Genomic DNA, 14,334 nt, shown 5'->3' on the forward strand with positions numbered 1-14,334 from the left:
TTCCAGTGAACCAATCAGGTTGGGTGCCTAGTAGCTCAGCCCTTTTGGTATGCCCTGAGCACGACATGCGATAAGGGGAGAACACAATGTCATCACTATTTGCCAAAAAGAAACAAATCAGCCTCACAGCCGTTTTCTGGGCGACATTACTGCTGAATACCGGGGCAGCTTTTATGTGGCCGCTGACCACGATCTACATGAATAAAATGCTGCATAAGTCGCTGACCACAGCCGGGACAACGCTGCTGGTCATGTCACTGATGATGATGGTCGGCAACTATGTCGGCGGGATCCTGTTTGATTGCTGGTCGCCGTACCTGGCCGGCCTTGTGGGGGCAGGCATGTCACTGATTGCCATGATTCTGCTGATCTTCTTTCACAGCTGGCCCATTTTCGGGATTCTGCTGGTGGTTGTCGGCTTCGGTGACGGTATCAGTCTGACCATCGATAATTCGTTTGCCGCGACCATTACCCACCATAAAACGCGGCAGGTGTTTAACGTCCTCTACATCGCGTTAAACGTTGGTGTCGTCATCGGCACCCTCTTGGTCGGCTACTTGCTGGCACTGGGTATCACGGTCATTTTCACGGTCACAACAGTGTGCTACATCGTGCTCTTCATCATCATGGCCACGGCTTTTCGGGTGGACGTCGATGCAATGAAGCCTGCAAAAAAAGAGGCCAATCACGTGGCGCCTCATCGCATGCAGCTGATTTTACTGATGTGCCTGATGGTGTTTGCTATCTACGCGAGTTACGCGCTGTGGGAGAGTGTTATTTCAGTTCACATGACCAACCTCGGGATTCCGTTTAGAAACTACAGCCTGTTATGGACGTTAAACGGGTTTATGATCGTCATCGGACAACCGTTTGTGAATCGACTGTTCGTTAACTTAAAGTTGCCAGTTCAAATTGGTATCGGTGTGTTCATTTTTGCAACCTCGTTTTTCCTGCTCGTTTTTACCAGCCAGTACTACATGTTTATCATTGTGATGGTCGTGCTGACGATTGGCGAAATGATTGGGTTTCCGGGCATGCCGGCGTGGATCGACGCCCTGGCTGTCAACGGGCGCAAGGGCAAGTATCAGGGCATGTACAACGTTGCCATTTCCATGGGGCGGGCTGTTGGACCGCTATTTGGCGGCATCATGATTGATGAATTCAGTTATCAAGCGCTGTTCTTAACGGCGACGATTGCCATCGTGGTCGCCCTGTTCTTATTGATGGGACGGTATTTGCAAGTCGGGAGATGAGAGAATGACCCCTGAACAACGGGCGTTAGCAATGAATAACCTGATTGACGAAGTGTGGAATCATCGGTTTCAGTTTCATGGCGACTGGGGTGATGCCCTAGGCAAACGACAGCTGAAACTGCGCTTTTTACAGGAGCTGAAACGGGTTCTTGGCCGCGCTTACGATTTCACGCCCTACCAGGCCGAATTCGTCATCAACGAAGCCATGAACGGTGTCCTGTTGAAAAGCAACGAGGACATGTTTGTCAGTCGCGACCCCCGCAAGGCTGCGAAGCTGGTGCGGGCGAGTTTCAATCGTGCCGGGCACTATTACCGGTTTTTGTACGGTGGATAACCGTTTTTGCCAGTTGTGTGGTACTGCCGTTGCTGCCCACACAACTGGGTGGCCGTAGTCTTGCGATGAAGCACATTCTACACCGTTCAATTGGCACTTCAGGGTTTAGGTTACCTTAATTTGAAAACACAAAAAAACTTCCCCGTAGTTTGGGAAGTTTTTTTAGACTAATCGTGTTTCTAATGCTGTTGAAATTGTCTGCATGCGCGCTGCCAAGGCGTGCAATTTGTCGGTTGGATCGGTTTCATCGATCAGAACTACCGCCATGCTGGCAAGTACCTCGTGGCGGTAGTTGCGGATACCCACTGAGACACAGTTGACGTTTGGTGCCTGTTCGCCTAAGTCGTACGCTAAATTAGCTTGGCGAATCTTTATCAATTCGCGATTCAATTTACGTACTTCAGTTTCGGTGAGTTTGCCGGTTTGTTCCAACTGGTCAAGGTAGACTGTTAACTCCGCTGGTAAAAACGTACTGAGCAGCGTTTTGCCTGCTGCGGTGTTGTACAGGAAGCTGTCACTGGTGGTATTTGTGACCTCCCCCATTTTTGGAGGCAGATCCGCATCAACCTTTGCGATATAGTGGACACGCTGATCCTGCAGCACTGTCAAAAAAATGGCTTCGTGAAATTCATTGGCCACGACCTGTAAATAAGGGTGTACCAGCCGTGTCAGCTGGTCGTTTGACAGTGGTTGACCATACGTGATCAGTTTTGGACCAATGGAATAACCGCTAGAAATGGGATTTTTGTATGCAAAACCTTGTTGGCACAGCGTTTCAGCAATGCCAAACAAGGTTGTTTTTGAAATATTAAGGTGGGCGCTGAGCTCACTGAGTTTTGCCTCGGGGCGGTCGGCCAGATAGTCGAGAATTGAACTTGCCCGTGCGACGGATCGAATTGGTTTTGCCATACGTGTTTTGCTCCTCTAAATCAGTCGCTGTTCCAGTTCAGCGGAAATGGCCTGCATGCGTTCTGCAATAGCTGCCATCCGTTCTGAAACATCCTCGTTGCGCTGCATCAACACAGCCATGCTGGCAAGAATCTCGTGGCGCGAGTTACGAATGCCAACGGCCACACAGTTGATATCAGGCGACTGGCCGCCTAGGTCGTAGGATAAATTGTCTTGGCGCACCTTGGTTAAGTCCCGGTTTAAATCTCGGACTTGCGGTTCAGTGAGTTTGCCTGACTCGTGTAACTGATCAAGGTAAACGGTGAGTTCTGCGGGCAGGAAACTGCTCAACATCATTTTTCCGGCAGCGGTGTTATAGAGGAAGTCGTCCGTGGTCGTCGGCACTTTCTTATGCTGCGGCAGGTCGGCTTCAATCGTTGCAATGTAGTGGACGTGCTGGTCTTGAATGATTGCTAAATAAATATCTTCGCCAAACTCGTTGCAGACCACCTGCAGGTATGGTGTCAGCAGGCGAATCAGCTGGTCGTTATTTAAAGGTTTCGCATAGCGAATAAATTTGGAACCAATGGAATAGCCGCTAGAGAGGGGATTCTTATACAAGACGCCATCCTGACAAAGCGTTTCAGCAATGCCAAACAGCGTGGTTTTAGAGATCCCCAAGCGCGTGCTTAGTTCACTGATCTTGGTCTCGGGGCGTTCCGCCAGGTAATCAATGATCCTGGTGGCCCGTTCGACGGATTGAATAGGTTTTGTCATTTGTTTACTCCTCCAGAGAAGTGGAACAAGCCGGTTGGAGGGCGGCATATAAGCGGGTTTTGGCTTGAAATGCCGGTTTGGCTTTCAGACCAGAAGTTGCTTACACAGGAGCCTGCTGGCTTGTGTAACGCGGTTAGGCAATGGATCCCAGCCACTAGACTAAGTATAAGTTTGCGAACTTAGCCTATCTATCGCAAGGCGCTTAGTAGTATCCCTCGTGTCTTGCGGACGCGATTTGGCAACGCAATCCAGAAAGTGGGCATAAAATCTCAAGGGATTTTATGCCGGCAGTCATATTTAAAGGACAAGCGTGTCCAAGCGGGATTATTAAGCAATATACCAGAAAAACACAACATATTACAACTGTTTTTGATGCAAAACGTAAACTCAATCAGGCTACTCCCAGTCTAATCCAGTTTGAATCCCTGTTGTTTCACCAAAGCAGCTAAATCGGCTCGAACGTTCAGGTCCCGTGATAACTCGCGCACCAAATGGTGGCTGAAGTTTTCCTGTTTGGTATTACTGTCACGCTGCTGATAGTAGGCGGTCAATTCGTCATCATAGTCAGCTAATTGCGCCTTAAAATCGGCCGGCAGCTGATAGGTGTCGGCAAAGTGCATCATCGTTTGCGGCATTCGCGGTTTCAGATCAGGCTGGTATGCCGGATGGCCGACCGCTATGCCAAGCAGCGGAAAAGTCAGTTCTGGCAGGCTAAGCAGGTTAATTACCTGACCCGCATGGTTTAAAATACTGCCCATAATTGTGCTGCCGAGCCCCATACTCTCAGCGGCAATCACGATGTTTTCCGTGGCGATGGCGGTGTCGAACACACTGGCAAGAAACTTGTCGGTCGAATGCAGCAGGGTGGTATCCCGGTTAGCTGATTCAGTAATCTGCAGGTTGCGGTACTGATCTGCGACCATGACAAAGTAGTGGCCGCTGGACTTCAGCCAAGCGTGCCCGGTTATGGTCGCGAGCGCTTGAAGTGTGGCCGGGTCGGTGATGCTGATAATGGAATATTGCTGGGAAAACGTGCTGGTCGGCGCGTGTTGCGCAGCGTTGACCAGCGTTTCGATTTCGGTTTCAGTGAGGGCAACGTCCGTGAATTGGCGGATGCTGCGGTGATTGTTGAGTTGGTCTAAGATTGGGTTGGTCAAGATGATGCCCCTTACTGTTCAAGCAGTTGCACGCGGGCAACCAGCTTGTTGTAGATGCGGCTTTCGTCAGCTGGAAGGCCGCGCAGTTCGTAGTCGGCAATGAATGGTGCATCGAATTGTTCGCAGTAGCGCCGAGCGGTTAAACAATATTGTTCATTGAAGTTTCGGTTACCGCTGCCGACAACGCCGATCAACTGGTCAGCGTTATCGTGGTAGGCAAGGTATTCGCCCATCACGTTGGTCATTAATTCTTTCACGCCGGTGTCGATGCCATTCCCGCCATCCAAGTAGGTGGGTACGAAGCAAAAGTAGGGTGTTGTTTCATCAGTAAAATCAGTTTGTTCTGAAATTTCGGTGGATTCGATAGTCGGCAGGGCCTTGTTTTTCAGGTTCTGCGCCATAGCATACCGGGTCAGGTGTTCGACAAAGTTCCGGGTATTGCCTTCGATTGAGATGTATAAGATACGAATTGGGTCCATCTTGATTAGCCTCCAGTAGTGCTATAAATTGTGGGTTGAATTGTTATCTTTACTATATAAGATACCATATTTAGTGTTACAATTTTTATTGTACTCTAAAACCATTAAAGGTGTTAGCGGAACTTAAAGACAACCAGAAGCCGGGGTGAGCCAGAGTGACAGAAAAACAAGATTTGCGGGTCCGTCGCACAAACGAACAGATTGAACGGGCATTTTTTCTCTTATTAAAGAAGCGGGAATTCAAAACAATTACCGTCCAAGACATATCTAAAACAGCAAAAATAGGGCGTTCAACGTTTTATAGCCACTATTATGACAAATATGATCTTCTTGAGCAGCTCGTGAACTATTATACAAGTGTATTTGAAGACATCGTCAATCAACGGTTTAGTATACATACACCGGAAATCGGATCCAACACAGTGAAAGTTTTGATCTTGGCGTTAACTCAGTACCGCGATATTTTGTTGCAGCTTTTTGATATCCACACGGAATCCGCCGACCTTGAGCGTAATTTTCAGGAAATATTACGCAAAACGGCCAGGGCGTACTTCGACCACATCGATTTGGCTGGCAAAACCGGCTTGCCGCTGGGGTATTTGAGCGATCTATATTCAAGTAACGTGATGTTGTTTTTGCTGTGGCAGCTGCGTAACGGTAAGAACGACGCCGTCATCGAATTCGGTGACCGGCTGCAGGAATTTGTTTTGAATCCTTAGTATTATTTTTGGTGTTGCCCACACTGACATGGGGCGTTCACTGCAACCTAAGTGCTGCGTGGGCAACGCAGCGCGACTGCATATTATTTCGACAGTCAGTCTTTTAAGACAGTAAACACGGCTATTATGTGTTGACCATAAGTGACTGGTAAGACAAAATAGGCTCATCAATACGTGATTAAGCAAAACGTATTGGTGAGCCATTTTAGTGATTTTGAATGACAGCCTGCCGCGTCATCGTTAAAGGACTTGACTGTCAGCTACGGTAAAATTAATGCAGCAAACTTGCCACAAACGCCCACAGCAGACGCACCCCGTAGCCCATCATGATGACGCCGCAGACCCGGTTGATCAGTACCAGTATTCTGAGATTGATTTTTGCCTTCAACAGGCTGAAAATGGTGGTTAATGAATTGAACCAGATAAATGAAGAGGCCATGACACCGACGAGGAAAATGTCGCCGGCGGTTCCAGGCAGCGATGCCCGAAACGCCCCGAGCAGCAGGGTGCCGTCTAAAATTGCCTGTGGGTTCAGCCAGGCGATTGTAAAGGCAGCAGTGACCGCCTTCCTATAGCTGAACGTTTCAGGTTCAGTCATTGTTTGGTCGTCACTGCCCTTGTCGGTGAGCAGCGAAAATCCCATGTAGGCGACTAACCCGCCACCGATGAGCCATAAGCCCTGCTTAATGAGCGGGATAGCTTTCAACAGCTGACCGACTCCTAAGAAACAGGCCAGGGAAAGCGAGATGTCGAAGAAAATCACGATGATCGTCGTGATAAAAGCTTTGTGTCGCGGTTGCTTTAATGCGGTATTAATGACGTAAAGATTTTGCATACCGATTGGGGCAACGTATGCGAGGCCGAATAATAGGCCCTTAATTAAATTGATCATAATTACTCCTTATAACACGAAAGAGGATGACAGTATGGGACAACGCATTGAAATGACTTGGCAGCCAGACCAGCAGTCAGCCACACCGAAGTATCAACAGATCATCAGCTATTTTCTAACGAGAATTCAGGCGGGTGATTGGCCCATTGGCGACCAATTGCCGACCCAACGTCAGCTAGCACAGCAATTTGGTGTGAATCGGAGCACCGTTTCGCAGGCAATGACGATCCTGCTGGCGGATGGCGTGCTGACCACTGCCCATGGCGGCGGGACACGAATTGCCAGCAACAGTTGGTCAGTTATGATGGCCCATGACCCCATGAATTGGCAGGATTACATTTCGTCTGGTGAATTTGTGGCGAACCAACCCGCCATTCAGCGCATCAATGACTTAGAGGGCCGGGGTGATCTGATTCGGATGAGTACTGGTGAGCTGGGGCCTGATCTGTATCCGAAAACGTTTATTCAACGCGCTATGCGGCAGGCAACCGGCCAGTTGACGAACCTCAATTACCTGCCGCCGCTTGGCTTAAAGGAACTTCGGGAAGCACTCGTTCAGCGGCTTCGCAAGTGGGGCATCGACACGACGCCCGATAACGTGCTGATCACATCGGGGTCGTTGCAGTCGCTGCAGTTGATCGCGGTGTCGCTGCTTGAAAAGGGCGCAACGGTCTACACGACGCCAGCCAGTTACTTGAAATCGTTGCGGGTCCTTCAGTCGGTCAACGCCAACTTTGCGGAACTGCCGGTAGATGATAACGGTCCGCAATACTGGCACATTAAACCCACCGACCGTCAGCGGCTGCTCTACACGATCCCCACGTTTGATAATCCCGGTGGTACCGTGATGGGCGCGCAACGCCGGGCAGATTTGCTGAGCTTTGCTAAGAGCCACCAGTTACCGATTATCGAAGATACTGCTTACCAGGACATTTGGTTGGATGAACAACCGCCAAAGCCCTTGAAGGCAAACGATATTGCCGGAAACGTCCTCTATCTGGGGTCAATCTCAAAATCGCTGGCCCCCGGCATGCGGCTGGGGTGGCTGGTGGGATCCGCAGCCATCATTAAACGCCTTGCGGATGTGAAAATGCAGACAGATTATGGTGCAAGTTCACTGTCACAGCAGGTGTTGACAGCCATCTTTGCCGATCCCGGTTATGACGATTACTTGACGGGGATGCGGGCGGCGATTCGGACACGTCGCGACAACGCGCAACGTGAATTGGAACGTCAGCTAGGTGATGTTGCCACGTGGAACCGGCCAAGCGGCGGCTTCTATATCTGGGTCACTTTGGCCCCAGAAATTTCGGTCGCAAAACTTTTTGATGCGGCTGTGACTGCTGGTGTCTTGCTGAATCCAGGTGTGGTTTACGATAGCCAGGCTACCCAACAGATTCGACTTTCATACGGGTACGAGACGCCGGAACGTTTTACTGAAGGACTGACCATCATTGCGTCTTTAATTCATCAACAATTGCGATGACCCAACCAAATCATGGCAATCATGCTTTGTTTTATTGGGTATGGTGGGTAGGATAACAGTAATTTGGTGTATCGAACCCAACCAAGATAATTATTTTGACCCAACCAAGAAAATTTTGGGTGGGTAGTCAGATAGTAAATCTGAAAGAACACGACCCTGTGAGCAATCCGTTTGAGATTTCTCACAGGGTCGTGTTTATTTGCGATATAAATCAGAAATAATTAGGCGAGTGTGTGCTTTTATTGAGCCTTTGCGTAGTTTGAGAAGGCAGCTGCTGATAGTTTCTCAGTGAATGTTGCAGTTTTCGGGAAATGAGCATTAACGCTACTTTGTGTTTAGTTTGCAGATATGGGCGCTCACTTTGAGGGGCGCTGCGTTATACAATGGTATTGTTTGCGACGAGTAAAGGCGCGGAAAAAACGGTTTTACTCATAGAGTTAAAGGCGGGGCTTAGTTATTTGTTGACTGTTAAAGTGAGATAAACTGAACATGCTGAAGCTATTATTTTAGCCTGTATTAGAGATAATAAGGACTTTTGTTTGATAATTTCAATCCGTGAAAAACGCAAAACTAATTGCTTGCGCAAACAAATTAAATCGGTTAAACTCTCGTCAGAAAGGTGGGGGTCGCCATGGGTGCAATACAGCGATGGACTATTTTGATGACGCTGGGGCTGTTTTTTTTCATGGTGATCGTTGATGGGACAATCGTGAGTATTGCGATTCCAACCATCGCCCAAACGGTCCACGTGGCGACAGCTCAAGCAACCCTATTAGTTAGTCTCTATCTGGTTGTCATCAGTGCTCTGCTTTTGTTTTTTGGACAGCTTGGTGATGCAGTCGGACGCTTTCGGCTCTTTTTCTGGGGCACTGTCGTGTTTGTTATCAGTTCGTTGATTGCGGGCATCAGCAGTGACTTTACCATCGTGATGGCGGCGCGATTTTTTCAGGCAGTTGGCGCGGCCATCACCATGGCAACGAGTTTTGCGCTTGTAACCGAGATTTTTCCCTCTGATCAACTGGGGTTTGCGTTGGGCATTGAGAGTATCTTTATTTCCCTTGGTGCGCTGGCAGGCCCTGGCTTGGGCGGAATCATTCTTGCATCGTTTTCGTGGCACGTCATTTTCCTGGTCAACGTTCCAGTTGGTGTGCTGTGTATTCTGGTTGAGTTAGTGGTGCTGCCAAAAAGTGGGACAAGAATTGCCTCGATTCATCTGGACTGGCTTGGGCTCGCATGGATGATGGCGTTGGCTATGACAGCTTATCTGTTAAGTGCTCAGGTCGGCGCAAACCCACTCGTTATTTTGGGGCTTTTAGGTTTACTGCTAGTTTTGCTGGCGGGTTTTTGGCATCACGAACGACGCACAAAATATCCGCTCATGGTACCTGAAATTTGGCAAAATCTCGTTTTTCGCCGTAACGTGACCGCCACGTTCATTAATTTTTTGGTCGCATACAGTTTTACGTTGTTGGCACCGTTGTATTTACAGTTGGGGCTGGGGTACACAAGCCAAACGACAGGATTACTACTCATGATTCCACCGCTCGTTGCGCTCGTGGTGAACCCGCTTGCTGGAATTCTCGTTGACCGGGTAAATCAGGCCTCGGTGGCAGCTGTTGGTGCGGGCTTATTACTTGCGGCTGAGGTGGGGTTGGTCTGGGATCAGCAGCAGAATGAACCCTTTACGTTTGCCGCAATCAGTGTTGTGATGGCAATCGGGACCGGGTTATTCAGCACCGCGAATAACACCATGATTATGCAGAGCGTCTCGCGGGACCAGCGGGGAAGTGCAGGTGCAGTTAACTCGTTGACCCGGGAATTCGGCATGATGATGGGTGCAACTGGATCGACAATTTTGTATTATGCGGTCATCAGCCACCAACTCGGTCAGCGGACTGTCACCGCCATAGACGTCCCTAACACAGCAAGACTGGCAGCCCAATCGATTGTTTATCTGGTCGGCGCTGGTTTGTTGATTAGTATCTGGTGGCTGATGATGTCACTGAGGAGGCACATAAATGATAGAAAAGAAAGCAGAAATTGATCGCACGATATCGTTTTTAAACATTGCGTCCAGGAACGCACAGGTATTGTTAGATCAAGCATTGAAACCGTTAAACCTGAACACCAGCAACTACTACTTTATTCTAAAAATAGCTGGTCATGCTGACCTCACGCAGAATCAGTTGTTTAATTTGATCCACCTTGATCACAGCAACGTGACGCGTCGATTGGATCAGTTGATGCAGCTCGGAATGGTCACAAAAATTCGGTCAACAAAAGACGGCCGTCAATGGCGGTTGTCATTGACTGACAGCGGTCTGGCCTTAGTACCGCAGATTGAACAGGCCGTCACTGCAGTTAACGCGAAGTTCTTTCATCGGTTGACACCTGTTCAGGTTCAGACTTTGACTGTACTTTTGACGCATTTGCAAGAGGAATGACACTCGAGGGGGAATTAAAAATGAAATTAGCAATCAACGGCCAGCCGACTGGGCTGACTATTCCCGATGACTATGTAGAAGTGGCACATGATCGCCGAATTCGTAACGGAGAACCGGTTCGGGTCGAACGCCTGCAGTCGCAATCGAAAATTACACCGGAAAACGAGCATTTGACACTGGTCTGGGGGTCCGATGAGCGGCTGATCAGTTACAATTTATCCGCAGGTGATGCTGCTGGTGTGCTGCCTAGTGGCACCGAGGCCCGCCGAATTGCCCAAAACATTTTTGCGCAAATCGACCCTGAATACGAGCTGGGACTAGACTTTATGCGGGTGGATCGCCAAGTGCGGTCGTACCGAAAAAACAATCAAACGATTCAGATACCGATCCAGTGGGTGAAATTCGGTCACCGCAATGGGACCTATAACTGGGTATCAGTGGGGCCTGATGGTCGTATCATCGAGCTGGAACGTGAATCAGAATGGGACTATCTTGGCGGGCGGCGTGCGACTGAAATGTGGAATTATGATGACTGGGTGCTTGCACGTGAAGGTCAGGGACCGCAAATTGCAGCGCCCAATGCTTTAGCCTAGCGCTGGGGGGTGAGCGGATGAACAGTTATGAAGAGGATCAACTGATTGATCAGTTAGGTGCATTGCGTGACCGAGAACGCCGGCTTGAAGAAAACGACTACATGACAGCTTACTATAAGGGTTATAGCGCAGACGGCGCAACGCTGCAGGAGATTCAAGACCAATTGGAAGCGTTGCGGGATGAAATTGCGAGATTGGAAGCTGTTTTAGATGGTTTTACCTAAAAAAGCGCTCCTAGCTGGAAATCCCGAACGGTTTTCTTGCTAGGAGCGCTTTTATGGATGGCCGGCGACGGCCGTTTGTCGCACGTTTAGGTGAGATAACTAGGACGCGCTGGAATGATAATTTTATTGCCTTTAAGGTGTTTTATAAAGCTCATTGATGGTGTGTAGATTGTCTAAGCATGTTTAAGCGGTTCATTAGTCACCTTCATCGTCATCATCTTCATCGTCGTCCACAAAATCTTTCGGATCGTGAACGGTGACTTCAAACCAATTGATAAACGAGTTTTCATAATCGAGGACTTTAAAGTCGAAGTTAGCGACTTTGATGATATCGCCCTGTTTCAAATCAGGGTGATTATCGATCATTGAACCAGCAATGGTCACAATATCGTTTGTTTCAAATTCTTTCAGATCAGTATCAAAGTAGCGCTCAAAATCGTAAGTTGTCATTTTCCCACTAACTTGATACTTGCCGTTTGGTTGTTTAAAAATATCTTCGGTCGAAGAATCATCAATTTCGTCGCGGACAGTGCCGAAGAGTTCTTCGTAAATATCTTTGTCGGTGATGATTCCAGAAGTCCCACCATATTCATCCACAACGACCACGATTGGGGTCCGTTTGCGAATCATTTGCTGGAGAACTTCGGTAATCGGCGTCGATTCCGGGGTGGTTGAGATATTTCGCAGCAACTTATCAATGTGAATACCAGAGTTGACTTGTTGCTGGCGAATCAAGTCATAGTTGTAGACGTACCCGAGGATCTTATCTTTGTCGTTATCAGCAACCACTGGCAGGCGGCTAAACTTCTCTTGGAGATAAACGTTGATGGCCGTTTTTACCGAGGTCGTGATATCAATCACCACCAGAGCTGTCCGGTCGATCATGATATCCTTAGCCACCTTGTCGTTTAACTCAAACGCCCGCTGCATGTATACGTAATCGTTCTTTTCCAATTCCCCGCCCTCAACGGCGTTACGGGACAGGCTCAAAATTTCCGCCTGTGAAAAGACCTCATCATTTTCATTTGCGACGGGGAAGCCCAGCAGTCTGACGACACCGTTTGCGGAAACGTTCAGTAACCAGACGAACGGGTAAAACAGGATGTGGAAATAGTGCAGCGGCGTTGTTACCCAGCGCAGCACCTGCATCGGCATGTCGATCGAGATGTTTTTCGGCACGATTTCCGTGAAGACCACTTCCAGGTAAGTTAATACGAGAACCCCCACGACGGCGCCAATCGCATGAGCGGTGGCGCCACCTGGATTCGTGTGGGTAATATCTAGCAGATCAATTAATATGGCAGAAAGTGTGGACTCACCCAGCCAGCCTAAGATAATGCCGGCAACTGAGACCCCAACTTGTGTCGTCGATAGGTATTCGTTAAGGTTCGTTACCATCTTCAGCGAGCGCTTCAGACGGGCCTTTGAGCCTTCTCCGTTGTCCAAGGCCTCTTCAAGGGCGCTTGGTCTGGTTTGCACCAGTGCAAATTCGCAGGCCACGAAAAACGCGGCAAAACAGAAAGTGATTAAAATAACAATTAAATTGATAATTATCTGACCACTATCCAAAGATACATTCCTCATTTCGTTAAAGCGTGTATTGTAAAACTACCACTCATTATACCGCGTTGTTACCCGTTTTTTAAGTAGCGTTTCAATTAATTATTTAAGGCAGATGCCTGTTAGCCGACGGATGTTTATGGATTGTCGCAATTTATTGAAAATTTGATAATCGAGGCATTGTTTTTCAGGATTAAACGCTTCGCCCATTTTGAAGGTGGTCTGTTTACTAATAAGCAAAAAGTTCCTTATTGTTCCAATACCAGTAACTACGCAATGATTAATAAAAACACGCTATTATTTCCGATAGTTTTTATTTGCGCTGGTATGCGCTTTCAGTGATAGAATTAAGATGTCTATTAAAACAAAGGAGATCTTATTATGGCAGACAAAAAAGCAGATGGCGCAACGGCTACTGAGCCGACTTACGACTTTTCCGACGAGGTGGTCGAAAAAGCTGCTGACCTGATTGCCAAGCAAGGCTACGTGACACGCAACGACATTCCAGAGATGAAGGATTTGCTATGGGCAGACGCCTTTGGCAAGAAGATGGACGAATACTTCCTGGCAAAACAGGCAGACCGGTTCATCTACTACGAAAACTTTGACTATGTAGGCGGCGAAATTGACGCGATCATCTTCGATATGAATCAAGTGAAGACTCGTGACGACGCCCTCCACGTACTGGGCAAGGCACTCGGCCTGAGAATCGTTGATGGTAGTTTGGATGAGATTGAGAAAAATATTACGAACTAGAGAGTGTGAGGCGAGCCGGTTAGGCCGCGGAGCATAAGAGAAGAGCACCAATAACCCCTGAACTTGGGATTATTGGTGCTCTTCTCTTATGTAGCAGCGGTCTGGCTCACCAAACACGTTTAAGCTGCAAAGAAGGAAATCCGCAATGAAGCTGGGGCCTTTAGTAAAAATAAGAGAACAAGGTACAGAAAATAAAATAGAAAATCGGTACAAAGGAATCTCGAAACGTAGAATTTACTGTTGCTCTTCTCTTGTGCAGGCGCGGTCTGGCTCGCCAAACACAAATAGGCTGCCCAGAAGAAAATCCAAAAAAATTGGCACCACTGATAAAATAAGATTAATTTGCCATTCTTCACAAAAAGGGGTGAGCCAGCCTCTCACCTAACCCGATCAACCATCATCAGGTTTATAAAATATTGAGCTGCATTTGCACTGAGCAACAATCCCTCACATCCCAAACTTAGACAATAATCACAATAAAAAGGCTTGATAAGTAAAGTAACCGGCCAGTCAAAACTATCGTTCACAATAGGTATAACTCGTTTTTATTGAACATATTGCCGTCATTTGCTTGTGAAATAGAACCAGAGTTTACGGCCAGTATACTTAGTGATTTCTAATGAACATTTTTGTGAAATAAGTATAATAAATAACTAAGAACGCCGTTAGAATACGGTTCAGTGGGTTAACCAAAATGCACGATACCAACATATTAAACGTTTACAATTCACAAACACGGTGGTATTATTTCAGTGTGAACTTAATAACAAAG

The 14,334-nt window shown here is 47.9% G+C and carries 15 protein-coding genes; 9 read left to right on the forward strand and 6 right to left on the reverse strand.

Going from position 1 to position 14,334, the window contains the following annotated elements:
* Nucleotides 1–86 precede the first annotated feature (86 nt).
* Complete coding sequence (locus tag FC82_RS01015; RefSeq protein ID WP_056995971.1) at nt 87–1,253, forward strand: MDR family MFS transporter; 1,167 nt, start codon at nt 87–89, stop codon at nt 1,251–1,253.
* A gap of 4 nt (nt 1,254–1,257) precedes the next feature.
* Nucleotides 1,258–1,587 (forward strand): hypothetical protein, encoded by a 330-nt coding sequence (locus FC82_RS01020; protein ID WP_056995972.1) that lies wholly within the window; start codon nt 1,258–1,260, stop codon nt 1,585–1,587.
* A 162-nt stretch (nt 1,588–1,749) separates the two neighbouring features.
* On the opposite strand, the gene FC82_RS01025 is transcribed toward FC82_RS01020, so the two are convergent.
* The 4 genes from FC82_RS01025 to nrdI all read right to left on the reverse strand — a co-directional run bounded on the left by FC82_RS01025 (nt 1,750) and on the right by nrdI (nt 4,888).
* The gene (locus FC82_RS01025; RefSeq protein WP_054759256.1) at nt 1,750–2,496 is read right to left on the reverse strand and encodes an IclR family transcriptional regulator; all 747 of its coding nucleotides are present in this window, start codon (nt 2,494–2,496) and stop codon (nt 1,750–1,752) included.
* 15 nt (nt 2,497–2,511) lie between these two features.
* Nucleotides 2,512–3,252, reverse strand: coding sequence for an IclR family transcriptional regulator (locus FC82_RS01030; RefSeq protein WP_054759254.1), 741 nt, complete (start codon nt 3,250–3,252; stop codon nt 2,512–2,514).
* A 407-nt stretch (nt 3,253–3,659) separates the two neighbouring features.
* Complete coding sequence (locus FC82_RS01035; RefSeq protein ID WP_054759252.1) at nt 3,660–4,409, reverse strand: NADPH-dependent oxidoreductase; 750 nt, start codon at nt 4,407–4,409, stop codon at nt 3,660–3,662.
* A gap of 11 nt (nt 4,410–4,420) precedes the next feature.
* Complete coding sequence (gene nrdI / locus FC82_RS01040; RefSeq protein WP_054759247.1) at nt 4,421–4,888, reverse strand: class Ib ribonucleoside-diphosphate reductase assembly flavoprotein NrdI; 468 nt, start codon at nt 4,886–4,888, stop codon at nt 4,421–4,423.
* 155 nt (nt 4,889–5,043) lie between these two features.
* Here nrdI and FC82_RS01045 point away from each other — a divergent pair, with 155 nt between their 5' ends.
* The gene (locus tag FC82_RS01045; RefSeq protein ID WP_054759245.1) at nt 5,044–5,607 is read left to right on the forward strand and encodes a TetR/AcrR family transcriptional regulator; all 564 of its coding nucleotides are present in this window, start codon (nt 5,044–5,046) and stop codon (nt 5,605–5,607) included.
* A gap of 271 nt (nt 5,608–5,878) precedes the next feature.
* Here the strand turns inward: FC82_RS01045 and FC82_RS01050 are convergent, their stop codons facing one another.
* A complete protein-coding gene (locus FC82_RS01050) occupies nt 5,879–6,499 on the reverse strand; it encodes a LysE/ArgO family amino acid transporter (RefSeq protein WP_056995973.1) in 621 nt (206 codons plus the stop codon).
* A gap of 34 nt (nt 6,500–6,533) precedes the next feature.
* Here FC82_RS01050 and FC82_RS01055 point away from each other — a divergent pair, with 34 nt between their 5' ends.
* From FC82_RS01055 to FC82_RS01075, 5 genes are all read left to right on the forward strand, one after another.
* Nucleotides 6,534–7,985, forward strand: a complete 1,452-nt coding sequence (locus FC82_RS01055; RefSeq protein ID WP_065101425.1) for an aminotransferase-like domain-containing protein — start codon at nt 6,534–6,536, stop codon at nt 7,983–7,985.
* 631 nt (nt 7,986–8,616) lie between these two features.
* Complete coding sequence (locus FC82_RS01060) at nt 8,617–10,029, forward strand: MFS transporter (protein WP_056995974.1); 1,413 nt, start codon at nt 8,617–8,619, stop codon at nt 10,027–10,029.
* Nucleotides 10,004–10,429 (forward strand): MarR family winged helix-turn-helix transcriptional regulator, encoded by a 426-nt coding sequence (locus FC82_RS01065; protein ID WP_054759235.1) that lies wholly within the window; start codon nt 10,004–10,006, stop codon nt 10,427–10,429. Before FC82_RS01060 ends, FC82_RS01065 begins: the two co-directional genes overlap by 26 nt.
* A gap of 20 nt (nt 10,430–10,449) precedes the next feature.
* Nucleotides 10,450–11,022 carry a hypothetical protein gene (locus tag FC82_RS01070; protein ID WP_054759233.1) on the forward strand — a complete coding sequence of 191 codons (573 nt, stop codon included), beginning with the start codon at nt 10,450–10,452 and terminating at the stop codon, nt 11,020–11,022.
* A 17-nt stretch (nt 11,023–11,039) separates the two neighbouring features.
* Entirely contained in the window at nt 11,040–11,246 is a 207-nt protein-coding gene (locus tag FC82_RS01075; RefSeq protein WP_054759230.1) for a hypothetical protein, read from the forward strand.
* A gap of 195 nt (nt 11,247–11,441) precedes the next feature.
* Here the strand turns inward: FC82_RS01075 and FC82_RS01080 are convergent, their stop codons facing one another.
* Nucleotides 11,442–12,830 carry a hemolysin family protein gene (locus FC82_RS01080; protein WP_056995975.1) on the reverse strand — a complete coding sequence of 463 codons (1,389 nt, stop codon included), beginning with the start codon at nt 12,828–12,830 and terminating at the stop codon, nt 11,442–11,444.
* A gap of 357 nt (nt 12,831–13,187) precedes the next feature.
* Here FC82_RS01080 and FC82_RS01085 point away from each other — a divergent pair, with 357 nt between their 5' ends.
* Complete coding sequence (locus FC82_RS01085; RefSeq protein WP_056995976.1) at nt 13,188–13,562, forward strand: hypothetical protein; 375 nt, start codon at nt 13,188–13,190, stop codon at nt 13,560–13,562.
* Nucleotides 13,563–14,334 lie beyond the last annotated feature (772 nt).

This window comes from Secundilactobacillus collinoides DSM 20515 = JCM 1123 (assembly GCF_001435975.1).
GTDB lineage: Bacteria > Bacillota > Bacilli > Lactobacillales > Lactobacillaceae > Secundilactobacillus > Secundilactobacillus collinoides.

Coding starts and splice junctions, on each gene's coding strand:
- FC82_RS01015 (WP_056995971.1), top strand. CDS start 87: ATGTCATCACTATTTGCCAAAAAGAAACAAATCAGCCTCACAGCCGTT.
- FC82_RS01020 (WP_056995972.1), top strand. CDS start 1,258: ATGACCCCTGAACAACGGGCGTTAGCAATGAATAACCTGATTGACGAA.
- FC82_RS01025 (WP_054759256.1), bottom strand. CDS start 2,496: ATGGCAAAACCAATTCGATCCGTCGCACGGGCAAGTTCAATTCTCGAC.
- FC82_RS01030 (WP_054759254.1), bottom strand. CDS start 3,252: ATGACAAAACCTATTCAATCCGTCGAACGGGCCACCAGGATCATTGAT.
- nrdI (WP_054759247.1), bottom strand. CDS start 4,888: ATGGACCCAATTCGTATCTTATACATCTCAATCGAAGGCAATACCCGG.
- FC82_RS01050 (WP_056995973.1), bottom strand. CDS start 6,499: ATGATCAATTTAATTAAGGGCCTATTATTCGGCCTCGCATACGTTGCC.
- FC82_RS01055 (WP_065101425.1), top strand. CDS start 6,534: ATGGGACAACGCATTGAAATGACTTGGCAGCCAGACCAGCAGTCAGCC.
- FC82_RS01060 (WP_056995974.1), top strand. CDS start 8,617: ATGGGTGCAATACAGCGATGGACTATTTTGATGACGCTGGGGCTGTTT.
- FC82_RS01065 (WP_054759235.1), top strand. CDS start 10,004: ATGATAGAAAAGAAAGCAGAAATTGATCGCACGATATCGTTTTTAAAC.
- FC82_RS01070 (WP_054759233.1), top strand. CDS start 10,450: ATGAAATTAGCAATCAACGGCCAGCCGACTGGGCTGACTATTCCCGAT.
- FC82_RS01075 (WP_054759230.1), top strand. CDS start 11,040: ATGAACAGTTATGAAGAGGATCAACTGATTGATCAGTTAGGTGCATTG.
- FC82_RS01080 (WP_056995975.1), bottom strand. CDS start 12,830: ATGAGGAATGTATCTTTGGATAGTGGTCAGATAATTATCAATTTAATT.
- FC82_RS01085 (WP_056995976.1), top strand. CDS start 13,188: ATGGCAGACAAAAAAGCAGATGGCGCAACGGCTACTGAGCCGACTTAC.